General features: G+C 69.8%; 20 protein-coding genes and 1 pseudogene. 14 read left to right on the plus strand and 7 right to left on the minus strand.

All coding sequences use genetic code 11. The features are described 5' to 3' along the window. Positions 1–91 precede the first annotated feature (91 nt). The 6 genes from B4V06_RS15945 (at position 92) to B4V06_RS15970 (ending at position 9,372) form a co-directional block, all read left to right on the plus strand. Positions 92–1,366 carry a TIGR00341 family protein gene (locus B4V06_RS15945; RefSeq protein WP_123114863.1) on the plus strand — a complete coding sequence of 425 codons (1,275 nt, stop codon included), beginning with the start codon at positions 92–94 and terminating at the stop codon, positions 1,364–1,366. A 158-nt stretch (positions 1,367–1,524) separates the two neighbouring features. Continuing rightward, positions 1,525–3,684 (plus strand): formate/nitrite transporter family protein, encoded by a 2,160-nt coding sequence (locus B4V06_RS15950; RefSeq protein ID WP_123112952.1) that lies wholly within the window; start codon positions 1,525–1,527, stop codon positions 3,682–3,684. A 151-nt stretch (positions 3,685–3,835) separates the two neighbouring features. Beyond that, positions 3,836–4,603: an SIMPL domain-containing protein gene (locus B4V06_RS15955; RefSeq protein ID WP_123112953.1), complete on the plus strand. Its 768-nt coding sequence runs from the start codon at positions 3,836–3,838 to the stop codon at positions 4,601–4,603. A gap of 184 nt (positions 4,604–4,787) precedes the next feature. Further along, the gene (locus B4V06_RS15960) at positions 4,788–5,825 is read left to right on the plus strand and encodes a TAXI family TRAP transporter solute-binding subunit (RefSeq protein ID WP_123112954.1); all 1,038 of its coding nucleotides are present in this window, start codon (positions 4,788–4,790) and stop codon (positions 5,823–5,825) included. Between the two features lie 185 nt (positions 5,826–6,010). Then, the gene (locus B4V06_RS15965) at positions 6,011–6,508 is read left to right on the plus strand and encodes a DUF1850 domain-containing protein (protein WP_123112955.1); all 498 of its coding nucleotides are present in this window, start codon (positions 6,011–6,013) and stop codon (positions 6,506–6,508) included. Then, positions 6,505–9,372 carry a TRAP transporter permease gene (locus B4V06_RS15970; RefSeq protein WP_498170592.1) on the plus strand — a complete coding sequence of 956 codons (2,868 nt, stop codon included), beginning with the start codon at positions 6,505–6,507 and terminating at the stop codon, positions 9,370–9,372. Before B4V06_RS15965 ends, B4V06_RS15970 begins: the two co-directional genes overlap by 4 nt. Positions 9,373–9,429: 57 nt before the next feature. Here B4V06_RS15970 and B4V06_RS15975 read toward each other — a convergent pair whose 3' ends face one another. Together B4V06_RS15975 and B4V06_RS15980 are read right to left on the minus strand one after the other, a co-directional pair. After that, entirely contained in the window at positions 9,430–10,629 is a 1,200-nt protein-coding gene (locus B4V06_RS15975; protein ID WP_498170594.1) for a multicopper oxidase domain-containing protein, read from the minus strand. 158 nt (positions 10,630–10,787) lie between these two features. Continuing rightward, positions 10,788–13,205, minus strand: coding sequence for an APC family permease (locus B4V06_RS15980; protein WP_498170595.1), 2,418 nt, complete (start codon positions 13,203–13,205; stop codon positions 10,788–10,790). 118 nt (positions 13,206–13,323) lie between these two features. Here B4V06_RS15980 and B4V06_RS15985 point away from each other — a divergent pair, with 118 nt between their 5' ends. Continuing rightward, on the plus strand, positions 13,324–13,899 hold the full coding sequence (locus B4V06_RS15985; protein WP_498170597.1) for a YfcE family phosphodiesterase: 576 nt from the start codon (positions 13,324–13,326) through the stop codon (positions 13,897–13,899). A gap of 112 nt (positions 13,900–14,011) precedes the next feature. Continuing rightward, positions 14,012–14,845: a hypothetical protein gene (locus B4V06_RS15990; protein ID WP_498170598.1), complete on the plus strand. Its 834-nt coding sequence runs from the start codon at positions 14,012–14,014 to the stop codon at positions 14,843–14,845. A gap of 2 nt (positions 14,846–14,847) precedes the next feature. On the opposite strand, the pseudogene B4V06_RS15995 reads toward B4V06_RS15990, so the two are convergent. Continuing rightward, positions 14,848–16,501 (minus strand): annotated as a pseudogene (locus tag B4V06_RS15995) (ATP-binding protein). Between the two features lie 2 nt (positions 16,502–16,503). Then, the gene (locus B4V06_RS16000; protein WP_498170599.1) at positions 16,504–17,268 is read right to left on the minus strand and encodes a DUF5806 family protein; all 765 of its coding nucleotides are present in this window, start codon (positions 17,266–17,268) and stop codon (positions 16,504–16,506) included. A gap of 165 nt (positions 17,269–17,433) precedes the next feature. Between B4V06_RS16000 and B4V06_RS16005 the strand changes: the two genes are divergently transcribed. From B4V06_RS16005 to B4V06_RS16020, 4 genes are all read left to right on the plus strand, one after another. After that, complete coding sequence (locus tag B4V06_RS16005) at positions 17,434–17,802, plus strand: universal stress protein (protein ID WP_498170600.1); 369 nt, start codon at positions 17,434–17,436, stop codon at positions 17,800–17,802. After that, positions 17,799–18,368 carry a GNAT family N-acetyltransferase gene (locus B4V06_RS16010; RefSeq protein WP_123112964.1) on the plus strand — a complete coding sequence of 190 codons (570 nt, stop codon included), beginning with the start codon at positions 17,799–17,801 and terminating at the stop codon, positions 18,366–18,368. The genes B4V06_RS16005 and B4V06_RS16010 overlap by 4 nt, the downstream gene beginning before the upstream one ends. Before the next feature lie 196 nt (positions 18,369–18,564). Further along, positions 18,565–19,188, plus strand: a complete 624-nt coding sequence (locus tag B4V06_RS16015) for an adenylate kinase (protein ID WP_123112965.1) — start codon at positions 18,565–18,567, stop codon at positions 19,186–19,188. A gap of 147 nt (positions 19,189–19,335) precedes the next feature. Next, positions 19,336–20,247 (plus strand): DUF106 domain-containing protein, encoded by a 912-nt coding sequence (locus B4V06_RS16020; protein WP_123112966.1) that lies wholly within the window; start codon positions 19,336–19,338, stop codon positions 20,245–20,247. 61 nt (positions 20,248–20,308) lie between these two features. Here B4V06_RS16020 and B4V06_RS16025 read toward each other — a convergent pair whose 3' ends face one another. After that, the gene (locus B4V06_RS16025; protein WP_123112967.1) at positions 20,309–21,013 is read right to left on the minus strand and encodes a DUF2238 domain-containing protein; all 705 of its coding nucleotides are present in this window, start codon (positions 21,011–21,013) and stop codon (positions 20,309–20,311) included. A gap of 217 nt (positions 21,014–21,230) precedes the next feature. Then, positions 21,231–22,616, minus strand: coding sequence for a carboxylate--amine ligase (locus B4V06_RS16030; protein WP_498170602.1), 1,386 nt, complete (start codon positions 22,614–22,616; stop codon positions 21,231–21,233). Between the two features lie 103 nt (positions 22,617–22,719). On the opposite strand from B4V06_RS16030, the gene B4V06_RS16035 reads away from it, so the two are divergent. Further along, the gene (locus tag B4V06_RS16035) at positions 22,720–23,226 is read left to right on the plus strand and encodes a DUF5813 family protein (RefSeq protein ID WP_123112969.1); all 507 of its coding nucleotides are present in this window, start codon (positions 22,720–22,722) and stop codon (positions 23,224–23,226) included. 130 nt (positions 23,227–23,356) lie between these two features. Then, a complete protein-coding gene (locus B4V06_RS16040; RefSeq protein WP_123114864.1) occupies positions 23,357–23,680 on the plus strand; it encodes a DUF7991 family protein in 324 nt (107 codons plus the stop codon). A gap of 60 nt (positions 23,681–23,740) precedes the next feature. On the opposite strand, the gene tmk is transcribed toward B4V06_RS16040, so the two are convergent. Continuing rightward, positions 23,741–24,340: a dTMP kinase gene (gene tmk / locus B4V06_RS16045; protein WP_123112970.1), complete on the minus strand. Its 600-nt coding sequence runs from the start codon at positions 24,338–24,340 to the stop codon at positions 23,741–23,743. Positions 24,341–24,428 lie beyond the last annotated feature (88 nt).

Genomic DNA, 24,428 nt, shown 5'->3' on the forward strand with positions numbered 1-24,428 from the left:
CGCGAGACTGACGGGGAGGTCGACACGGCGTTCCCACCATCCCTTATAAGGGCCGGCGGCGAGACCACCCACCGTGCGACTCGTTCAGGTCATGATCCCGGCGGGAAAGCGGGCGGCCGTGGTCCGGGCGCTCGACGAGGAGGGGGTGGACTACGTCATCACCGACGAAACGAGCGGGCGCAAGTACACCGCGGTCGCGATGTTCCCGCTCCCCACCGCCGCGGTCGAGCCCGTCCTCGAACGGCTGCGCGAGGCGGGGATCGACGAGCGGACCTACACCGTCATCGTCGCCGCCGAGACGGTCATCTCCCGGCGGTTCGAGGCGCTCGAGGAGGAGTACGAGCAGGAGTCCGAGCGCGGCGGCGACCGGATCTCCCGGGAGGAGCTCCAGGCCAAGGCGGACAGCCTCGCCTCCGGGATGGGAACCTACGTGCTGATGACCGTGATCTCGGCGGTGATCGCGACCGCCGGCCTCCTGCTCGACTCGCCGGCGACCGTCGTGGGGTCGATGGTGATCGCCCCCCTGATCGGCCCCGCGATGTCGGCCGCGATCGGCACCGTCGTCGACGACGAGGACATGTTCAGACGCGGGGTCCGGATGCAGGTGCTCGGCGTCGTCGTCGCGGTCGCGGCCGCGACGCTGTTCGCGTTCGCGCTCCGGACCCTCGCGTTAGTCCCCCCCGGGCTCGATCCCCTCGAACTCGCGGAGGTCTCCGAGCGGCTCGCCCCGAACGTGTTGGTGCTCGTCGTCGCGATCGGCGCCGGGATCGCGGGGATCGTGTCGCTGATGACCGGCGTCTCCGCGACGCTGGTCGGGGTGATGATCGCGGTGGCGCTCATCCCGCCCGCGGCCGCCGTCGGCATCGGGATCGCCTTTCAGATCCCCCGGCTCGTGCTCGGCGCGGGCGTGATCCTGGCCGTGAACGTCCTCTCGATCAACCTCGCCGCGCTCGTCGTGCTCTGGTACGAGGGGTACCGGCCGCAGCGCTGGTTCCGCGAGGACGACGCGCGCGCGGCGTTCGTGAAGCGCGTCGCGGTCCTCGTCGCCGCCATCGCGGTGCTGTCGGTGTTCCTCGGCGGCGTCACCTACGAGTCCTACGCCGTCTCGACGACCGAGGCGGACATCAGAACGGCCGTCGGCGACGAGCTGGCCGCGCTCGACTCGAACGTGGAGCTGCTGGAGTTGGATATCGAGCGGACCGGGACGTTCCCCCCGCTCGAGACCGAGCGAGTGGACGTCATCGTCGGCGCGCCGCCGGGGAGCGACCTCGCGGGGCTCGCCGACGCGCTCGACGAGCGGGTCGAGACGACGATCGGGAACGACGTCCGGATCGAGGTCCGTATCGTGACCGTCGAACGCGCCTGAGCCGGCGCCGCTGCGCGATACCGACCGATCGGTCCCGTTTTCGACGGATTCGAGACGATAGGGGAGCGTCTCTCCCGTAGAAGTTCTGTATCGTCGATTTTGTCGCCGTATACCGAAAGTGGAAGTACTTTTTAACGCGGCCCGAGTGCCGTAGCACAGTGACCGACTCGACACGTTCCGACGACGATTCGATGCGCGAGGTCGTCGAGCGCTCCCGCAGCGGGGCGCCGGCGGTCGGCGAAGCGGTCCGGGACCGCTTCTCGTCGGACGAGGTGTTCCAGCGGATCATCGCCGCCGCGGACGAGGAGGTGACCTCGGGCGGGCGCGAGCTCTTCTTCAGCGGCGTCGCCGCGGGGCTGGCGATCACGATCACGTTCATGCTGTACGCCTCGCTGACGGCGTCGACCGACGGCCATCCCATCCTGAGCGTCCTGCTGTACCCGCTCGGGTTCGTCTACATCATCATCGGCGGCTACCAGCTGTACACCGAGAACACGCTCCCGCCGGTCGCGCTGACCTTGGAGCGGCTCGCGAGCCTCCCGACGCTGCTGCGCCACTGGAGTATCGTGCTCGCGGGGAACTTCACCGGCGGCGCGTTCGGGGCGGTCGTGCTCTCGTACGGCGGCGTCTTCACCGGCGACGCGGTCGACTCCGCGATATACATCTCGGCCGGCGGGCTCGACGTCGGCTTCTGGCCGCTCTTCTTCAAGGCCGCGATGGCCGGACTGATCGTCGCCGGCGTCGTCTGGGTCGGGTTCGCTTCCACGAACTCCGTCACCCGCCTGCTCGTCGTCTACCTCGCGTTCCTGGCGATCCCGCTCGGGAACCTCTACCACGTCGTGGTCTCGTTCACCGAGGTGCTGTACCTGCTGTTCGCGCAGCAGCTCGGGCTGTACACCGGCGGGGTCACCCTCGTCGGCGGGCTCGGCGGCTTCGTCCTTCCGGTGCTGCTCGGGAACACCATCGGCGGGATCGTGCTCGTCACGCTGGTGAACTACTTCCAGACCAGCGAGGAGCGGTTAGAGGAGGCGCGCTTCGAGGGGATGACCCGCCGGCTGACGGTGCCCGAGTGGGTGCTCGGCCGGGCCGCGGGGCGCTCGTACGTCCCGATCTTGGACGCCACGGAGGCGACGCTGTTCGCCAACGAGGGCCACCGGATCATGGTCCCGATCACGAACCCGCGGACCGACGGCCCGATCGTCGAGCTCGCGAGCCGGATCGCCAGCGACCACGAGGACGGGCTCGTCCACATCGTCCACGTTGTACAGGCGCCGGAGCGGATGTCGCTGTCGGCGGGCGCGGGCCGAATCGCCGACGTCTCCGAGGAGGGGATGGCGGGACTGCGCGAGACCGCAGAGGGGTACGACGTCGACGTCTCGACGTCCACCGTCGTCTCCCACCGCTCGTTCGAGGAGGTGTTCAACATGGCCCGCCGGACCCGCCCGGAGGCCGTGCTGATGGGCTGGGGCGAAGACCAGCTGTGGAACGCCGCCCGCGCGGAACGCCCCATCGACGAGCTCACCAACCAGCTCCCCTGCGACTTCCTCATCCTGAGCGAGACCGACCTCGACACCTCGAGGATACTCCTCCCGACCTCCGGGGGGCCGGACTCGGCGCTCGGCGCGGAGGTCGCGAACGTGCTCTCGCGGACCGCCGGCGCCGAGGTGACGCTGCTCCACGTGGTCGACGGGGCCGAGGAGCGCGACGCGGGCGAGGGGTTCCTCGCCGGCTGGGCGACCGAGCACGGCCTCGCCGACGCGAGGCGGGTCGTCGACGAGGGCGGCGACGTCGAGGACGCGATCGCCCGAGAGGCCGTGAACAACACCCTCGTCATCATCGGGGCTACGGAGAAGGGGCTCCTCTCCCGGCTCGTCTCGAACTCGCTGCACTTGGACGTGATCCACGACGTCGACTGCTCGGTGCTGCTCGCCGAACGCCCCAGCAGCCGCTCGATCCGCGAACGGCTGTTCGGCTCGGGGCGCCGGGTCTCCGGACCGCCGGACGGCGGCGTCGAGCGCGATCCCGCCGCGTCGCGAGGGGCCGAGCTCACCGGCCCCGACGACTCCGGTCCGATCCCCCCGAGGCGCGGGAGCTCCGACGACGACGACGCCGACGGGAGCACCGACGGGAGTTCGACCGACGAGTCGACGGAGCCGACGGTGATCACCGACCACGAGGACCCCGGCGACGGGGAGGAGGTCGAAGAAGAAGCGGTCGGCGATGAGGGGGAGAGCCCCCCGCCCGAGCGGTCGGTCGTCACCGATCACGACGACCCGGAGGAGGGGGACGAGACGGACGACCCCGACGACACGACGTGACCGACCACGCGACCGACGACACGACCGGCAACGCGACCGACGACACGACCGACCACGCGACGTAACCGACCGCGTCACGGGGCGGTCGATAGCGCAAACGGCTCTTTGTCCCACCGGCGACTTATAGTGAGCTCCGAGCGACGGGTCGAGCATGGACCGAAGACTGGCGACTGCGGCCGGGCTCGTGCTGCTCGTCGCGCTGGCGGGCTGCGCGGGACTCCCCGGCTCGACGGGAGACGCGGGGACCGCCGCGAACGCGGCTCCGGGAGAGGAACCGGCGCTCGACAGGAGCATCGAAGTGACGGCGGACGGCGTGGCCACGGCCGAGCCCGACCGCGCCACGATCCGCGTGGCGGTGACCGCGACGGGCAACGACTCGGCGGCGGTCCGCGACGAGCTCTCCGCCGCGGACGAGTCGGTTCGGGCGGCACTCACCGACTGGGGACTCGACGAGGACGACATCCGCACCGACCGCTACGACGTGCGCGAGTCGTACGAGACCCGGGACGATCCGGATCGGACGACGTATCAGGGCGTCCACAGCTACGCCGTCACGATCGACGACGTGGACGCGGTCGGCGAGGTGATCGACGTCGCGGTCGACGCCGGCGCCGACGAGGTGCGGCGCATCGAGTTCGGGCTGAGCGAGGAGCGCGAGCGCGAGGTGCGCGCGGCGGCGATCGAGAACGCGATGGCGAACGCAGACGACGACGCGGCCGTGCTCGCGAACTCCAGCGGGCTCGAGGTCACCGGCGCGTACAGCGTCTCCACCGCGGACGCCGGGGTGACGCCGTACCGGGTCGCCGAGACCGCGATGGCCGCGGGGGGCGACGGCGGCGACGCCGCGACGGGAGTCGAGACCGGCGACGTGAGCGTCCGAGTCAGCGTCAACGTCGTCTACGGCGCGGAACGGGCCTAGACGGAGACCGGGTCGGCGCTCCGACCCTCAGCCCCGCCCCGGACCCGCCGGGAATCGAAAACGGGATCGCGGCTTTTAGCGGCAGAAACAGCCGGGATATGGCGGATTAGCGGTATTTAAACTGCGTCTGCTCCGTTGAGATTCCACCGACAGATACATAGGGAAGTGATCGGATCCTAAAACTATGCCGGACGATTACAACACCGATGGTATCGATCGACGAAAGATTCTTAAAGGAGCCGCAGCCGCGGGCCTCGTCGGCATCGCGGGCTGTTCGGGAGACGGCGGCGACGGCTCCGACGGGAGCGACGGCAGCGACGGCGACGACGGCTCCGACGGGAGCGACGGGTCCGACGGCGGAGGCACCGAAAGCCGCCTGAGCTGGCACGCGGGCGGGACCGGCGGGACCTACTTCCCGCTCTCGAACGAGATCAAGACCATCGTCGAGGCGAACACCGACTTCTCGCTGAACGTCCAGTCGACGGGTGCGAGCGTCGAGAACGTCGGCAGCCTCGCCGACGGGTCGGCCGACTTCGCGCTGATCCAGAACGACATCGCCTCGTTCGCGAAGAACGGGACGGGCATCGACGCCTTCCAGGACAACGCGATCGAGAACCTCCAGGGCGTCGCGACGCTGTACCCGGAGACGATCACGCTCGTCACGCTGGCGGAGAACGACATCTCCTCCGTCGGGGACCTCAGCGGCGCGACGATCAACACCGGCGACCTCGGGTCGGGGACGCAGGTCAACGCGGTGCAGATTCTGGAATCGATCGGGGTCACCGACTACAACGAGCAGAACGCCGGCTTCTCGCAGGCGTCCGAACAGCTCGCTAACGGCGACATCGACGCGGCCTTCGTCGTCGGCGGCTGGCCGGTCGGCGCGATCGAGGACCTCGCGAACACGAACGACATCGAGATCGTTCCGATTTCGGGCGAGAACCGCGAGGCCGTCAAGGAGGACGCCTCCTGGTTCGCGAACGACACCATCCCCGGCGGCACGTACAGCGGCGTCGAGGAGGACATCGAGACCGTCGCCGTGCAGGCGATGATCGCCACGAACGCCGGGGTGCCGGCCGACACCGTCGAGACGGTCACCGCCGCCATCTTCGACAACCTCGACGAGCTCACGATCAAGACCGACTTCATCACCGTCGACAGCGCGCAGGACGGGATGTCCATCGAGCTGCACGAGGGAGCGGCGTCCTACTTCGACGCGTAGACGCTCCGAGGACGGCCCCGACGCGGATCGGCCGCTCGTACGGGGCCGCGGGCGAGTCGTATCGGTTCCACTGAGGGACGCTCCCCGTCGATCGCGGGGGACCGCGCCGCCGACGGCCGGTCGCGTCCTGTTCAAACTGCCTCACGAGCTGTCCAACCCCGACACCACCGGAATCACTCGAAGACATGGGCCGCCTTTCTCAGCCGAACGTCGGTGCCGCGATCCTCGCGCTCGGAGTGCTCGCTTTCGTCGTCGTCGCGGTGACCGCCCCGATCGGCGCCGCCCTCGTCGTCGAGGACATCGAGACGGGCGAACGATACGTCGCGGAGCCGGTGAACGACGGGAGCACGGTTGCGCTCGAGTACACCCACAGCGTCGAGAAGTCCCGGGTGTACGACGAGTACCGCGTCGACGGGGAGACGCTCGTGAACACGCGGATGGAGTTCGAGTCCTACGGCTGGGGGCTTCCCGCGCGCGTCAACGTCACGAACGTGAACGGGACGTTCGTGTACGAGCCCGATGAGCCGATCACGGCACTCGACGAGCTCTCCGTCTCGCCGGGACGGATCGCCGACCACACGCTGATCGTCGACGACCGGCGATACGACCTCGTGGCGGTCACGGACGGCAACGACGTGAAATTGCACATCGAACGACGGTCGCTTCTCGAGATGATCCTATGACCAAGACCCATCGAACAGACGGCGGTATCGACGACCCGAACGACGGCGGTCCCGGAAGCGACGAGCCCGAAGGCGACGGCCCCGGAGGCGACGACCCGGGTGCCGACGATCCGCCGGACGACGGGACGCCCGAGGAAATTTCCCGCGAGGAGGCGGACGAGCTGATACAGGAGATCGAGCGCCGCCGCTCGCTGCAGGGGGCCGCCGCGGTGGCGGTCGCGGTGATCGGGATCGCGTTTTCGGTCTTCCAGCTGTTCCTCGCCGCGCGGAGCTTCACGTTCACGGTCTGGCTTCCGACCGTCGAGATCGCGGGGATCGCGCTCGCCCCCTGGCAGGTCTCGCTCCAGCTCCTGCAGGCGAACGCGATCCACGTCGCCTTCGCGCTCGTGCTCACGTTCCTGCTGTTCCCGGTGAGCACCGGCGACGGGTTCGTCGCGCAGGCGCTCGGTCGGGTCGCGCCGGCGGCGTCCCGTCGACTCGGTGAGGGGAACCCCGTCACGCGACTGCTCGAACGGGGTCGGGCGGGGCTGCGCTGGGCGTTCCTCGACCCCGACCGCGACAGAGTGACGCCGGCGGACCTGGTGTTCATCGTCGCGGCGTTCCTGTCGGCGTTTTACTTCCTGACGGAGTTCGCGGAGATCCAGAACATGCGCGTCTTCGGGGTCGACTCGGGACGGCCGATCACCGAGGTGTACGCGTTCCTCCAACCGCTGCTCGGCGGCGTCCCGTTCGTGAGCGAGTACTCCTACGCGATGATTCTTGGCGTGACCGGTGTCCTGCTGGTGTTGGAGGCCACCCGCCGGACGCTCGGCCTCCCGCTGATGATCATCGTCGCCACGTTCATCGTCTACGCCCGCTGGGGGTACCTCATCAGCTCGGGCACGCCGTTCCTCGGGCTGCTCGCGATCCCGGAGCTCACCTGGCCGGACATCGTGCAAAACCTCTGGTACAACACCGAAAACGGGGTGTTCGGCATTCCGGTGACGGTGTCGGTGAGCTTCATTTACATCTTCATCCTGTTCGGTTCGTTCCTCGAGATGAGCGGGGCCGGCCAGTGGTTCATCGACCTGGCGTACGCGCTCACCGGGGGTCGCAAGGGCGGCCCGGCCAAGGCGAGCATCCTCGCCAGCGGGTTCATGGGAACCATCTCGGGGTCGTCGATCGCCAACACGGTCACGACCGGCGCGTTCACGATCCCGCTGATGAAGCGGTCGGGGTACTCGCCGGAGTTCTCTGGCGCCGTCGAGGCGTCAGCGTCCTCCGGGGGACAGATCCTCCCGCCCGTGATGGGCGCGGCCGCCTTCCTGATGGTCCAGTACACGGCGACGCCGTTCGCCGACATCATCATCATCGCGACGATCCCGGCGATCGTCTTCTTCTTCGGCGTCTGGGTGATGGTCCACCTCAAGGCGGTCGAGGCGGGGATCGGCGGCGTCTCCGACGCGGACACCGTGGACCTCTGGAGCCACCTCAAGCGCGGCTGGTTCTACCTGGTCCCGATCGTGCTCCTCCTGTACTACCTCATCATCGAGCGGCTCTCGGTCTCACGGTCGGCGTGGTTCACGCTCGTGGCGCTCGTCGGGCTGATCGCGCTCGTCTCGGCGTACAGCGAGGAGACGCGGCTCCGCCTCCTCGCCGTCTTCGCGGCGATCGTCGGCGTCGAGCTGGCGAGCCACGCGGTGGCCGGCGTGAACGTCGTCGGCCTCGTCACCGGGGCCGGCGGTGCGGGGCTCCCGCCCGGCGAGGCCGCCACCGCCCTGCTCGCGGGGATCGAGTGGTACGCGATGCTCGCGGGAGTGATCACGCTGCTGTCAAAGCCCGACCTCGACGCGTCGCTGCTCGACCTGAACCCCTCGGTCCGGGACACCGCCGAGACGATCGGCGATCGAACCGGCCGGGACCTGGAGGACAGCCAGCCGTTCAAGCTCGGCACGTTCGTGGTCACGTCGATGGAGCAGGGCGCGCGCACCGCGGTCCCGGTCGTGGTCGCGGTCGCGGCCGCGGGGATCATCCCCGGCGTCATCAGCGTCTCCGGGCTCGGCCCCAACCTGACCTCGCTGCTGCTGGCGCTCTCGGGCGGCTCGATCGTGATCATGTTGCTCGTGACGGCGGTCTCGAGCATCATCCTCGGGATGGGGATGCCGACGACGGTCACCTACATCATCCTCATCTCGATGCTCGCGACGCCGCTCGTCGAGTTCGGCATCCCGCTCTTAGCCGCCCACCTGTTCATCCTCTACTTCGGCGTGATCGCCGACATCACGCCGCCGGTGGCCGTGGCGGCGTACGCCGCCAGCGGGGTCGCCAAGTCCGACCCGTTCGAGACCGGCGTGAAGGCGTTCTCGCTGTCGCTGAACAAGGCGATCGTCCCCTTCGCGTTCGTGCTCGCGCCGGGGATCGTCCTGCTGCGCGAGAAGGCGAACGCCGCCGAGCTGCCGCTTCGAGAACGGTACCGCGTGATCGGGTTCCAAGACCTCGCCGAGCTCTCCTACTCGGTCCCCGAGATCATCGTTCCCGTCATCGGGGTCTTCCTCGGCGTGGTCGCGCTCGGCGCGACCGTCATCGGGACGCTGTACGCGCGCGTCGGCCGCGTCGGTCGGGCCGCGTTCGCCCTCAGTTCGCTGCTGCTGATGGCGCCGAGGCTGCTCTCCGAGTCTGTCTTCGACACGCTCGGGCTCGTCGGCGTGACCGTCTCCGTCAACGCGCTCCTGCTCGACCTGACCCTCCGTAGCGTCGGGTTCGCCCTGTTCGCTGCGCTGACCGTCCGGAACCGTCGGAAGGCAGAGCGCGAGGGCGACGGGGGAGACGGACCGAGCACCGAGTCGGAGTCGAGCGAGATCGCCGCCGGCGTCGACTCGGCCTGAGCGGCCGGTCGCTCGCTTCGAGCGAGCGGTTACGTCAGACCTCGTAGCCGGCAAAAATCAGGCCTCGTAGCCGGCCATCTCCATCACGGACGCGAACTGCTCGGTGTCCGTGACGCTCTCGTAGGCCATCCCGCCGATCATCCCGCCGGGGTAGGTGTCGCCGTTCATCGCGTGGTTCACCTTGTGGCAGTGGAGCGCGTACACGCCGGGGTCGGCGGAGGCGGTGAACTCGATCGTCTTCCGCTCGGCGGGCGCGATAGGGATCACGTCCTCGCGGTGCCGGGCGGCCTCGGGGATGACGCCGCCGTCCTTCTCGACGACCGTGAACCCGTGGTTGTGGGTGTGCATCGCGTGCGACTCGTAGCCGGCGTTGACGTAGTGGATCCGGACCCGGTCGCCCTCCTCGACGATCAGCGGCGACCCTTGCTCGGGGTGGAAGGTGTACGGCGCGGAGCGGCCGTTCACGGTGAACGCGTCCGGGTTGCGGTCGCGGTGGCTGAAGGAGACGTCGCCGCCGGCCGTCGAGGCGGAGAGGCGGGTGTCCCAGTCTTTGATCGTCATGAACGCCTCCTTGTCGGGGGCCTCGTACCCCTCCGGATCGACGCGGAGGATCCCGTACATCCCCATGTCGAGGTGATTCTGCGTCTGGTAGTGGCAGTGGTAGAAGTGGGTGCCGGGCTGGTTCGCGGTGATCTCGTAGGTGTGCTCCTCGCCCGGGGCCACCTGCTGGCCGGTCGTCGTCGGGACGCCGTCGTCCATCCAGCTCTTCGAGAGCCCGTGGACGTGGAACGTGTGCGGGCGGTTGTGCGCCGAGTTGTCGTAGGTGATCTCCAAGTCGGTCCCCTCGGTCACCCGGAGCAGCGGACCGGGAACGCTGGGGTCCGTGTCCGGCGTCTGCCACGCCCAGACCTCGGGCAGCTCCCAGGGGCCGCCCTGCGTCTCGTCGCCGAGCAGCCGGTGGCGACACGGCGTCGTGGACACCGTGATCTGACCGTCGCGCTCGTCGAGATCGATCGTCGTCCGGGGCGTCGTGTACGGGTGGTCCGTCGCCACGCCGGTGGCGTCGCTCCCCGACCACTCCGCGACCCGTTCGGTCGCCGCCTCGCCGCCGCCGGCCGCGTTCTCCGCCGCCGCGGTGCTCTCGGCCCGCGGGGCGCCGCAGCCCGCGAGTCCGACCGTCCCGAGCGCCGCGGCCGCCGAGAGGAACCCGCGTCTGGAAGCCGTGCGTCGACCGGCGTTGTCGTCGTCTCTCGTCATGGCCGAACATGAACGGGTGATTTATTTAAATTAGAAACCGGATCTACGGGACGTGAGAACACGGTCGTCGGCCGATTTGTTTATATATTCCCCAAGCCGGGCGCGCGGTCTCGTCACCGGTGACGCACGAGGCGTACGTCCCCGAACGACGGTCGGAGCTACTCCTCCGCCTCGGGTTCGCCGGTCTGGGTCGGACTGCGCTGGATCCCCTTGAGGTACCGGTACACCGGGTACACGTACTCCTCGATCGGCCCCTGCACTCCGCGCGGGCTCGAGTACACCAGCACCGGCACGCCGCTCCCCTGAGCGAGTTTGATCACGTTGTCGGGGGTGCTCCCGAAGACGCGGCGCCGGAGGCGACGGGTCCGGGTGGCCCCGATGAGCAGGATACCGCCGTTCTCGCTCGCCTGATCCACCAGCCCGTCGGCGATCGTCTGGGCGGTGATGTTGTGGATCTGGACCGACGACGCGTGCGGAAGGCCGGAGACGGTCGCCTCCGCGTTCTCCGGGCGGCCCTCGCCGCCCTCCGGCGTGATGTTGATGACGTGGATCTCCGCGTCCTGCTCGCCCATCCGGTCGATGAGCGAGAGCAGGTCCATGTGGTGCGGGCCGCCGCCGGCCCCGATGTTGACCACGTCGAGGACGTCGGGGTCCAGCACGCCGCTCGCGAACAGCACCCCGCACGGAGACTTGTACTCCACGTGCTCGGCGACTTCGGTGTGCTCCTCGGGGTACCCCATCAACACGAGGGCCGACTCCTCGTTCCGGGCCGTCTGGACGATGTCAAATCCGACGTCCCGGCAGGTGTGTCCCTCGACCGCGTAGGGCACGTCGAGGTCCTCGGCCGCCAGCAGGTCCTGGATGCGCCGCACCCGGCCGCGGGTGATCTCCTCGACCGCCTCGTACGGCGTCTGCTCGGGGATCTGCGTGACCGTCATCACGTCGACGAACGTCTCTCCCGGCTGGTACTCGCCGATCGCCGCCGCCAACCGGACGTACCTGACGGCCCGTTCCGGCCGCGCGACCGGGACGAGGATACGGAAGGAGTCCTCGCTCGGCACCTCCGGGGCACCCGCCGACACGGCAGTGGGTTCGGCGGCGCCGACCTCGGCCTCGGGCGCTCCCTCGGTCTCCGCTCGGCCTTCAGGTTCGGTGGACGGAACCACCTCCTCGTACAGCTCGTCCATGTCCGGCTCGCCGCCCCAGACCAGGTACCCCGCGAGCACGACGAGGACGAGGAAGACGCCGACGACGACGCCCTTCACCGGGAGGTTGGTGATGAGCGCGACGTTCGCGAAGACCCCGACGATCGGAATTACCGGGACGCCCGGCACCCGGAACCCGCGTTCGAGGTCGGGGTACCGGCGCCGAGAGTAGATGAGCGCGATGTTAACCACGGAGAGCGGCAACAGCAGGTTCAGCGTCGCGAAGCCGGTGAGCGTGGTCAGTCCCAAGTCGGTGAGAGTGAGCGGCCCGAGCGCCGGCAACGACACCGTGAGATCGAACGGGACCGCGCCGCCTTCCGCCGGGAAGAGGCCGATGAACACGACGATCAGCGCGACGATCACCGCTGTCGCCGACATCACGCTCCAGAACGGGGTGCCGTACTGACGGTGGATGCGCGAGAACGGCCGCGGCGCCTGCCCCTGCCGGCCCATCAGCGAGCCGATTCCGCTGGCCGCGAGGATGCTCGCGTTCGACGCGCTCACCATGCTGAAGATCGCCCCGGCGACGATGAGCGAGCGCCCGATCGGTCCGAGGAAGCCGGCGGCGACGCGCCCCATCGCGGTCTCGCCCTCCTGCGCGATGACCTCGGCCGGGACCGGCGAGTTCACCATCGACACGATGACGAGCGCGTAGAGGACCGTCACCGTGAGGATGCTCGCGCCGATCGCGAGCGGTACCGTGCGGCGGGGCTCGATGATCTCCCCGGCGCTCGCGGCGATCGCGGAGAACCCGAAGAAGGTGATGAACGCCAGCGCGGCGATCGAGACGATCCCGATCGGGTCGGTCGTGAACCCGGCCGAGAAGTTGCCGACGGCGACGGACGGCCCTCGGAACGCGACGGCGCCGCCGACGAACGCGAGGAGGACGGCCACCTTCGCGCCCGTCACGAACAGCTGGAAGGTCCCGCTCTCCTCGGTCCCCCTGGCGTTGAGCGCGCCGAGCAGCAGGGCGGCGAGCACGCCGGAAGTCCCGTGCGGGAGGAAGTGGAGCGACTCCGGGAGGATGAACCGGACGACCCACTCGTCCATCGTCGCGAGGTAGAAGGCGGTCGTACCGGTGTAGCCTAAGAACAGCATCGCGCCGACGACGTACACCAGCGTGTCGTGTTCGAAGGTCCGCGAGGAGAACAGGTAGCCGCCGCCGTTCTCGGAGTAGATCGACGCGAACTCGGAGTACGACGCCGCGGTCAGGCCGGCGACCACCGCCGCGAGGACGAAGGCGATCACGGCGCTGCTCCCGATCTCGGCGACCGCCGTTCCCGACAGCGAGAAGATCCCCGCCGCGATCATCGTGCCGAGACCGATCGCGTAGGCGATTTTGAAATCGAGCGTCCGGGTGTGCTCCACCATTACGCCCCGATCCGGAATGGGGATACCAAAAACTATTGTTTCCTAACACAGCCCCGGAAGCGATTGTCGAATCCGAACGTGCGCGGGATTTATTCGGCTCCGCCGCGACCGCGAAGCCATGCTCGTCGGCATCGTCTCCGACACCCACGACGACCTCGCCGCCGTCGAGGCGGCCGTAGCGCTGTTCGACCGAGAGGGCGTCGACGCCGTCGTCCACTGCGGCGACTTCGTCGCGCCCTTCTCCGTGACCCCGTTCGACGTCGGCGGCGACGACCCCGACGCCGGCTTCGATTTCTACGCCGCCCGCGGCAACAACGACGGGGAGTGGGCGGTCGGGTCGACCGTCGAGTCGTTCGGCACCTACCTCGGCGAGGCCGGGACGCTCTCGTTCGGAAGCGACGGGAACGCCGTCGACGTCGCGGTCACCCACGGGACGAGCGGCGTCGTCGTCGACGCCCTCGTCGACTGCGGCGACTACGACTACGTGTTCCACGGTCACACGCACGCGCACGGCGTCGAGGAGCGCGACGGGACGGTCCGGGTGAACCCCGGCGGCCTCCCGATCCCGGTCGAGGGCGCGGACGACGACTTCCGCGTCGCGACCCTCGACCTCGGGGCGGACGCCGACGGAGCGGTCGGGGGCGACGTGGCGACGGGCGTCGACGCGGTGACGCACCACACGCTGGAGTTATAAATAGCGGACGGCGGCGCGGTGCGGTCGAACCCGGAGTAAGACGCCGCGAGCGACACACAAACGCGCGTTTGTGTCATCGGGAGTCTTTTGAGGTGTCAGTCGGAGAAGGTGTATGGACAGGCGTTCGTTCCTCGTCGGAGCGAGCGGTGCGGCGAGCGCCCTCGCCGGCTGCGCCGACCTCGTCACGCCCGGCGAGGGGGGAGTCGCCGAGCGGGACCTCCCGGAGCGGCCCGCTGACCTGACCCCCGAGTCGGTCGCCGCGTACGTCGCCGACTACGAGGAGGTACGGGTGCACAACCGCCACGCGAGGGAGGGAGCGACCGAGGTGACCGTCGACGCCGTCGCGACGTTCGACCGCGCCTCAGGGGGCGACTACTTCGCGACCGCCCAGCACGCCGGCACGGTGTACGAGGAGCAGGACGGCGCCAGGTCGGTCGGCGAGCTGTACGGCCGCCCGGTGCCGTACCTGGTCGCTCCGGATCGAACGCTCCGGCTGCCGGTGACGCGGCGGCGGGTCGCCTCCGGCGCGTCCGACCGCCCGCCGGACGAGACGGCGTCGCCGCCGCTCGGCGTCCGACTGTGCAACGTCACCGACGAGCCGCGCGAGTTCGCGGTGACCGTCGTCCGACGGAGCGTCGGGGAGGAGTCGGACGCTGCGACCACTGACGCGACCGACGCCGACGTCGCCGAGGTGACCGGCGAGGAGGGCGACCTCGTCTGCTCGACGACGGCCGCGCTCGACCCGGAGAGCGCGGTCGAGCTGCTGGCGATCACCGACGTCCGCGGCAGCTACCGCGTCACCGCCAGCATGGAGGACGACGGCGTCACCGGACAGGGACGGATCGAGGTCGGGCTGCCGGGCGCCGACCGCGCCCCCAACGTCGACGTAGTGATCGACGAGAGCGGCGTCTCGGCGTGGCACCTCCCGTCGTTCGAGGGGATCTGAGTTCAGTCGTCACCGTCGGCCGCCGGGGCGTCGAGATCAGCGGCGTCGGCGACATCGTCGGAGCCAGCGCCGTCGCCGTCGTCAGGATCAGCTGCATCGCCGTCGCCGCCGGCGTCGTCGAGCTCGTCCCGCTCGACCCCGCGGAACTCGAAGCGCGCGCCGCCGCCGTCGGCGTCGACGAGCTCGACCGACCAGCCGTGCGCGTCGGCCACCTCCGCGACGATCTTCAGCCCGAACCCGGTCCCGTCCTCGTCGGTCGACACGCCCGTGGCGAACACGTCGTCGCGCACCTCGTCGGGGACCCCCGGCCCGTCGTCGGCGACGTAGAAGCCGGTCCCCCCCCTCCGCGTCGTCGAGCGCGCCGACCTCGACGCTGACGTCCGCGCCCCCGTGGGTGACCGCGTTGGCGAACAGGTTCTCGAGGGCCTGTCGCAGCCGGCTCCGGTCGGCCCGGAGCACGGGGTCGTCGGCGACGGTCAGCTCGGCGGCGGCGGTGTCGACACTCTCCCACGACTCCTTGGCGACGGCGCGCAGCGAGACGGCCTCCGTCTCGTCGACGCGTTTCCCCTGTCTGGCGAGCGTCAGCATGTCTTCGACGAGCGCCTCCATCCGTTCGAGCGACCGCTCGACAGCGTCGACCTCCGGCGCCTCCGTCTGCTCCTCGCTCAGGCGCTCGCGGATCAGGTCGAGGTTCCCGGCCGCGACGTTGAGCGGGCTCCGGAGGTCGTGGGAGACGAGGCTGGCGAACTCCTCGAGGCGGTCTCGCTCGCGGGCGATCTCGTCCTCGCGGGCCCGGAGCTGGCGCTCCCGCTCGATCCGGACGAACACCATCGTCACCGTCGCGGCCCAGATCCGCGCGACCGCGAGGTCCGACTTGCCGAACGCGTCGGGCTCCGTGGCGCCGACGTTGATGATCCCGTAGCGGCCGAGCGGGAGGACGAGCTCGCTCCGGATCGGCGAGTCGGCGTTGTACAGGTCCGGCTCCGCGCGGGTGTCGGCGACGTACTCCGGCTCGCCGGAGTCGAACACCTGCCACGAGATGCTCCGCTCGTCGGCCGAGAACGTGGGGTGGTCGCCCACGACCTCGTCGGCGCCGGCGGTCCAGACGACCGGGATGAGAGCCGCCTCGCCCTCGTCGTACAGCCAGATCCCCGCGATCGGGTGACCGAGCACCTCCTCGACGTACTCGACGGCTGCCTCCGCGGCGACCTCTCGGTCGGTCGTCTTCAGGAGGTCCTGCGTCGCCTCGTGGAGCGCCTCCAGCGTCTGCGTCCGTCGGTGCAGTTCGGCCTGCTCGGCGCGCTCCGCGCGGACGTCGACGAGCGTGACGACCAGGTACGTCTCCCCGTCGCGTTCGAACGGGCCGAGGCTGAGCGTCACCGGCACTTCCGTGCCGTCCGCGCGGCGCGCGTGCAGGTCGAGGCTCGCCGACATCGAGCGCGGCTCCGGGTCGACGACGTACCGGTGGACCTCGCGACCGGCCGCGCCGCTGTCGGGATCGAACAGCAGCGTCTCGAACTCCCGCCCCTCCAGCTCGTCGGGGTCGTATCCGAGCACCGACTCGGTGCGCTCGTTGGCCGCGCGGATGACCCCCTCGGCGTCGATGATCAGGACCGCGTCCGGGATGCCGTCGAGCGCCTCGGGGAATCGCTCCATCGTCAGTCCTCCGCCGGCTCGTGGACGTGCCCGCACTCCGGGCACCGAACCTCCTCGCCGCGGAGGTCGGCCGAGGAGGCGCGCACCTCGCGCATCACCTCGCTGATCTTGTCTTCGGCCTCCAGCTCGTCGGCGACGGCGAGGTCGACCCCCTCGACCTCGAGGAGGAACTTCGCGACCTCCGTCACCTCGTACATCATCTCGTCGAGGTCCTCGGCGGTGAAGAAGCCGGACATCGCCCCGTAGAGGAACGTGGCGCCCGCCTTCGTCACCTTCTCCTCGAAGGAGTAGCGCGCCTGGTTGACCGCCTGCGGGGTGTACGTATCGGTCATGAAGGGGACGAGCTCGGGGAGGTTCTCGCCGATCTTCGTCATCTCGACGCCCGTCTCGGTGCGGAAGTCGGCGCAGAGCCGCGCGATCGCCCACTCGCGGGCCGTGACGTACGTCCGGTCGCGGAGGAAGTCGTTGACGCGCTCGTAGCGGGCGCCGTCCATCTTCTTGAACCGCTCGTACTTGCGGACTTCCGGCGGGACGTCGACGGTCGCGTCGCCGGCGTCGCCGCCGGCCGCGGGTTCGTCGCCGTCGGTGGCGGTAGCGTCGCTGTCGGCGGCAGCGTCGCTGTCGGCGGCAGGTTCGTCGCCGTCGGCATCTCGCGGCGGGGGCGACTCGTCGAGGGACCCCGGAGCCCCCTCGTCTCCGGCCGGCGGATCGCCGTCGGGGTCCGACCCCGCGGCGTCGTCCGACGCGGGACCGGGCTGGTCGTTCATGGTGGTATCAACCCGACCCCCGAACAAAAGGGTTGCCGCTGGGAGCGGCGGCGAGGCGCGACGGGCGCGCCGGCGTCGACCGAAGCGGCGGCGCTGGTCCGCCCGCCGGCGGCGAGCGTCGCCCGCGGAGAACCACTTTTGTACCGTCGTGTGGACGTGCGTCGTATGAAGGTGCTCTGCGGGATCGGCGGTAGCGACGACTCGTTCCGCGCGCTCGATCAGACCGTCGAGCGGGCGACGGTCGCGAACGACGATCTCACGGTGGCGGTGGTCGACAACGAGGACTCGTCGGTCGCCCCCGACGAGGTGATGCAGCGCGCCCGAGCGGCGATCGCCGACGCGGGGATCGACGCCGACGTGAGGCGAGTCGAGGGCGACCCCGGGAGCAGACTGGTTGAAATCGCCGAACGGGAGGAGTTCGAGAAGATCGTCCTCGGCGGCGGCCACACCAGCCCGATGGGGAAGATCACGCTCGGACCGATCGCGGAGTTCGTCCTGTTGAACGCCAAGACGTCGGTCACGCTGGTCAGATGAGCGACCGACGCTACCCGGACGCGGCCGCCGACGACTTCCCCGCCCCTCCCACCGAGTTCACCGACCGGGAGGACCGGACGGTCGAGATACGGCCGTACGGCGGCTCCGAGGCCGCGTACGAGTCGCTCGTCGAGATGTACGACGCCTTCGACCCGTCCGACCGCGCGCAGGGGATCCCCCCCGGCGGAGAGAAGCGCATCCGCGAGTGGTTAGACGCGATCCTCGACGACGACTGTTACAACGTGATCGCGTGGTGTGGCGACCAGGTCGCGGGACACGCGACGCTGGTGCCCGACGGCGACGCCTACGAGCTGGCGATCTTCGTCCATCAGGAGTACCAGCGCGCCGGGATCGGCACCCACCTCATCCGCGGCCTGCTCGGCCACGGGCAGGCGGAGGGGGTCGAGAAGGTGTGGCTCACCGTCGAGCGGTGGAACCGCGCGGCCGTCTCGCTGTACAAGAAGATCGGCTTCGAGACCTCCAACGCCGAGAGCTTCGAGCTGGAGATGGGGCTCCGGCTGAACGAGGACGAGGAGGACGGGACCGACGAAGACGACGAGGGGTGAGAGCCGGCGAGAGCGACAACGGCCGAGGAGCCGGCGAGGGCGACAACGATCGAGAAGCCAGGGAGAGCGACGATAACAGGGTATACGACGATAGCGAGGCGAATACGGCCATCGCATCCGTGAGCGCGCCGACCGGCGGCACCCCTCGCTCGCCGGGATCTTCAAGCCTTTACGTGCGGCGGGCGAGCGCTCCGGTATGAGTCATCGAATCCTTCTGCTGGGGGCGCCCGGTGCCGGAAAGGGGACGCAGAGCGCGAAGCTCGCCGACGAGTACGGCGTCGAGCACGTCACGACCGGCGACGCGCTCCGCGCGAACAAGGACATGGAGACGGAGTACGGCACGCCGCGCTCGTTCATGGAGGCGGGCGAGCTCGTCCCCGACCCCGTCGTCAACGAGATCGTGGAGGCGGCGCTCGACGACGCCGACGGGTTCGTGCTCGACGGCTACCCGCGCAACCTCGATCAGGCCGAGTACCTCTCGGAGATCACCGAGCTCGACGCCGTCGTCTTTCTCGACGTCGACGAGGAGGTGCTCGTCGACCGACTCACCGGCCGCCGGGTGTGCGACGACTGCGGCGCGAACTTCCACGTCGACTTCCAGCCGCCCGAGGAGGCGGGCGTCTGCGACGAGTGCGGCGGCGAGCTGATCCAGCGCGACGACGACACCGAGGAGACCGCCCGCGAGCGGCTCCAGGTCTTCTACGACAACACCGAGCCCGTGATCGACCACTTCCGCGACGAGGGCGTCCTCGTCGAGGTCGACGGCGAGGCGGCCCCGGACGAGGTCTTCGCCCGGATCCGCGACGTCGTCGAGGCGTAACGCTGGAGCGCGGTGAGCGGCCGCGACGCCGGCTGCGGTATCGGCCGCGGCCCGACACACCGGCTGCGGTATCGGCCGCGGCCCGACACACCGGCCGCGACGCCGATCCTACAAGGTTCTTAACCGTCGACCGCTAACCGACCGATAATGAGTAAGGTCGAACGGAGAGTCCGCTCGCTCGTCAGCGAGGACGGCGAGATGCGGGACGCCTTGGAGATCGTCCTCGACCGCGCCACCGACGGCGAGGTCCAGTGGGTCGACGTCCGCGACGAGATCACCAGCGGCCAGTGGGGCCGCCTCATCGAGAAGGAGATCCTCGTCGACGGCGAGCGCGGCTTCGCGCTCGCGGACCCCGACGAGATCGAGGCGGGACTGAGCGAGGACGACGGGAGCGGCGGTGGCGGCGACGTCGAGACCCCCGAGACGACGTCGTGGACGAAGTGGGACAAGCTCGCCGGCGTCGCGACGCTCGGCGCCTTCGTCGGGTACGCCGTCGGACCGGTCCGGGACACGATCGCGGGGGCGATCGACGTCGTCCTCGGGCCCCTGCTGAACGTCGTCCCCTTCTACGTCGTCATCATGGTGATCGCGCTCGGGACCGGGATGTACTCCACGCTCCTGCGCGCGGGACTCATGGACATGGAGAAGATGAGCCAGTACCAGGAGCGGATGCAGGACATCCAGGAGCGCCGCAAGGAGGCGAAGGAGCGCGACGACGACGCGGCGTTAGACGCCATCCAAGAGGAGCAGATGGACGCGATGGGCGACCAGCTCGGGATGTTCAAAGAGCAGTTCCGCCCGATGGTGTGGATCATGTTCCTCACCATCCCGGCGTTCCTCTGGATGTTCTGGGTGATCGGCTACCGCGGGTCCGACTCCGCGTACCCGGAGATCGCGGCCCAGGAGCTCGTGGTGCCGCTCGCCGGGACCGTCACGTGGGACACGGGGATCGTCGGTCCGATCCAGATGTGGATCCTCTGGTACTTCCTGTGCTCGATGGCGTTCACCCAGCTCGTCCAGAAGAGCCTCAACATCCAGATGTCGCCGTCGACGTCGTAATTCCGCGTACAACGCGCCGTTCGTGCCGGCAGCCGCGGATTCCGCCGGCCCCGACTCTTTCTCAGGTATCGGTCGCGGCGTTCCGGATCGTCTCGAGAGCGACTCCGAGAGCGAGTGCGCCGACGAACAGGAGGACGGTTCCCCCGACGACGGCCGTTTCGGCGATCCGCGGGATTTGCTCTGTGACCGAGACGAACACGCGGACGTCGAGCGCGACCACGCCGACGGCGCCGACCCCGTTGAACGCCATGTCGAGGACCGTATCGCGGAGCCCGTAGTACTCGAGCACCGGCGGTCTGTCGATGTACTCGCCGAGTTCGCGGGCGGCCAGCTCCACGAACTCCCAGACGACGCCGGCACCGAGCGTGAACAGGACGGTGAAGAGGGCCGCGTAGGGATCCGCGACCTGCGATCCGAGCGGGGACGGGACCTGGAGGCTCGCGTAGACGAGTGCCGCGACGAGAGCGGCGGAGACGGCGTGCGTGAGATGGTCCCACCAGGAGACGGTGTCGTACCATCCCAGCATCCCCAGCATGTGAAGGAACCCCGCGACGGCGATCCACGCGGAGAGCGCGGGCCCGAACGCGACGTCCGCCCCGCTCCGGAACGCGATCGCGATTTCGGCGAGCGTCGGAAGGGCGGCGACGACGAGAGACGCGATCCCGTTCACGACCGCTTGGAGGTTCCGAGTCAGCGACCCGATCAGGACCGTGCCGAAGATCCCCGTCAAGAAGACGTAGAACGCAATTTGCAGAACGTTCGTCATGGGGTGGCGGGCCGGAGTGTGGCGTAGTGGTCGACGTGTTCGGGGAGTTCTCGCGGTCTGCTCACGCTCTCGTGTCCTCGGAGGGAGTGCGTTCCGCATCGAGCCGTGCGGTAATGGTCTCTTCGATCACATCGAGCGACCGTGTGCTCGGGCGCGCGGTCGGCGGAGGTTCCGAGCGTGCTTTGGCTGCCCCCACGGAAGAATGACCGCCGCCCGCTCAGCAGGCGCAGTAGTACTCGCGGTCGACGAACTCCGTCTCGAACAGCTTCGCGGCCGGGCCGGGGTCGGAGGGTCGGTACGCCCCGGTCGTCAGGTCGCCCTCGCGCTCGAACGCGCCGGAGACGAGCCGCCGCCAGTCGGCGGGTGACAGCTGGTCCCAGAACGCGTCGTCGCCCGCTAAAAGAGAGAGGTAATCGCGGAGGAACACCCACCGCGTCGGCTCGGTTCCGGACGACTCGTACGTCGCGTCGGTGACCGCGGCGTAGGCGGCCATCGGGAGGTTCGCGCCCGCGGCGACCGGCATACCGATCCACTTCCACGGGCGGGTGTTGACGTCGAGCAGGAGGAACTCGTCGCGGTCGGCGTCGTAGACGAACTCGGCCTCGCTGATCCCGTGGTAGTCGGCGTCGTCGAGCACCGCGAGGGCCCGCCCCTCGATGGCGGGCTCGTCGGCCGTCTCGACCAGACAGGAAGTCCCGAACTGTTGGGGGTACCGGACCGCCGCGTTGCCGACGACCGCGAGGGCGTCGTCGGTCCCCGAGGGCGGCACGTACGACGCGAGCGAGTGGTCCCGACCGGTCGCGACCTCGACGCGCTTCTGCGCCATCACGGCGATCCCCTCGTCGCTCGCGGCCGCCACGACGTCCGCCAGCTCGTCGCGGTCGGCGACCTCGATCACGTTGGTGCCGAGCGCCTCCTCGAAGTCGCGCTTGAGCTCGGGTTTCACCACCAGCGGGAAGCCGAGCGCCGCGGCGGCCTCCTCGACCGTGGCGTCCGCCTTCCGCGTCGCCGCGTCCGCGGTCTCTGTCAGCCGATACGTCTCCGGGTACGGGACGCCGAGCGCCTCGCAGGTCGCGTACAGCTCGGACTTGTTCAACACGTCGTCGAGCGTGTCGACCCCGGAGAAGGGGAGCCGGACGCCGTCGGGGTCGGCCTCGGCGTACGCCAGCGCCCACTCGTCCATGCAGCCGAACGCGACCGCCTCGGTCCCCGCGGCGTCGACGACCGCCTCCACGTCCTCGCGGAACCCGCCGAGGTCGTCGAGGGGGTAGGTGACCGCGCCCGCGAAGTCGACCGCGTCGGAGGGCGGGGCGAGGCCGTCGTGGCGGACCGCGTCGGCGTTCCCGCCCGGGTCGCCCGCGCCGGACGCGTCGGCTCCACCGTCACCTCCGCCCGCGCCGGACGCGTCGGCTCCACCGTCACCTCCGCCCGCGCCGTCGCCGGCGCGGTCGAGCGCGATCACGGGCACGTCGTGGGCGTCGAGCGCGCGCGCGACGCCGAGTCCGGTCACGTGGGCGTTGCTGACGAGGGCCGGCGGACGGTCGAAGGAGGCGTCCGCGAGCGCGTCGATCAGCGCTTCCGTCGAGAGGAACTGCGCTGCCATACGCCGCGTTGCCCGTCCGGGTACAAAGGGCCACCAGTAGCGGCCCGGCGTGCCACTACCGGTGACGCAACGCGCTTTTGGTCGCGCCGCGCCTCCCTCCGGTATGAGCGAGACCGATCTGCCGGGCCGAGTCCGCCGCGCGTTCGCGGACCACGGCTCCTTCGAGCCCGCGGACGGGGAGGGCGTGTGGACCTCGGAAACGACCGCGTTCGACGGGGAGGTGCGCGCCGAGCCCGCGGGAGACGGCCGGGTGCGGTTCGCCGTCACCGTCCGGGTGCCGACCCTCTCGGCGGCGACCGCCGACGAGGTCGCCGACGTGGTCGAGGAGGGGTGGGCCGAGACGTTCGAGCTCCGCGTCGTCGACGTCGGCGGCGTGACGCGCGCCGAGCGCGAGTTCGACCCGCAAGTCGCGGTCGGGGACGACGAGATCGCCGTCGAGTTCGAGCTGACCGACATCAACGAGCGGCGCGGCGTCGACGACGCGGGGGCGCTCATCGACTTCGTCGAGGGGACCTACGTGCAGGGCGTGATCCCGGGCTACGAGTACGTCGACCCCGTGGCGGGGCTGCTGTCGGCGGCGCGCCGGCAGGGGAACGACGGGGGATTTTAAAAGGGAGCGGCGGCGGATCGGAACCCAGAGACGACGGCGCGTTCCGATCGGCTTCGCGGGCGGTAGTTTTTAAATGGGCCGCCGCCGCGCCGGCCGATAGGGGCAAATGGCGGGAGCCCGTACGGCGGGTATGCTCGCGCTGATCGGGTACGTCAGCCTCCTCGCCCTGATGGCGTTCCACACCTTGGTCGTCGGGGTGACGACCCGCTTCTTCCGGCTTCGACTGTCGACGTCGTGGGGGTCGGTGGTGTACACGATCGTGTTGACACCGATGCTCCTGTTTATCTCGACGCTCGTGTTCACCGGCCTGTTCAACGTCGGCGCCGGCGTCGTCCTCGGCAGCACGACCGTCCTCTTCGGACTGCTCGTCTTCCTGCCGCTCGTGCTCGGCGCGGCCATCGACTACCTCTACGTGCCCTCCCCGGAGGAGTACGAGCTCCCGGACACGCAGTAGCGGAGGGACGGATCGGCCTCGCCCGGGGCGGCGGCGGCCTGTTCTTCGATCGGCGGCGACCTATGCTTCGACCAGCTCGTCGATGACCTCCTCGACGCGGGCCGTGACGACCTCTGGCGACCGCGTCGCGTCGACGCGCACGAACCGGTCCGGCTCCGCGTCGATCAGCCGCTCGTAGTTGTCCCGGACCGCCGCGAGGTAGCCGTCCTGCTCGAACTTGTTCGTCCGGCCCGCGCGCTCGGCGGCGGTGCGGGCGTCCAGGTCGAGGTAGACCGTCGCGTCGGGCGGCCGCGAGAACGGCGCGTGGATCTCTTTTATGTATTCGAGCGGGTCGGTCCCGTCGAGGGCGACGTCGCTCGCGTCGAGCGTCGCGGCCTGATAGGCGAACCGGGAGTCGGAGTAGCGGTCGGAGACGACGAGGTCGCCGTCGGCGAGCGCGGGCGCGACCGTCCCGGAGAGGTGATTCGCGTGGTCGGCGGTCAGCAGGAACAGCTCCGCCAGCGGGTCGGCGTCGTCGACCGCGATGGACCGGTCGACCGCCTCGCCGTACCAGCTGTCGGTGGGCTCGCGGGTGAACGTCGCGTCGGGGTAGGCGTCGCGGAGCGCCTCCCAGACGGTCGTCTTCCCGCTCCCGTCGAGCCCCTCCAGCGTGATCAGCATGCCCGCGCTCGGGCGCGGCGGGGAATAAACGGTCCGGGTTCCGCGAGCGCGACCGCCTCGCGGTCGGCGAGCGCGTCGGCGAGGAGGG

The sequence above is a fragment of the Halorubrum sp. B53 genome, assembly GCF_059752395.1.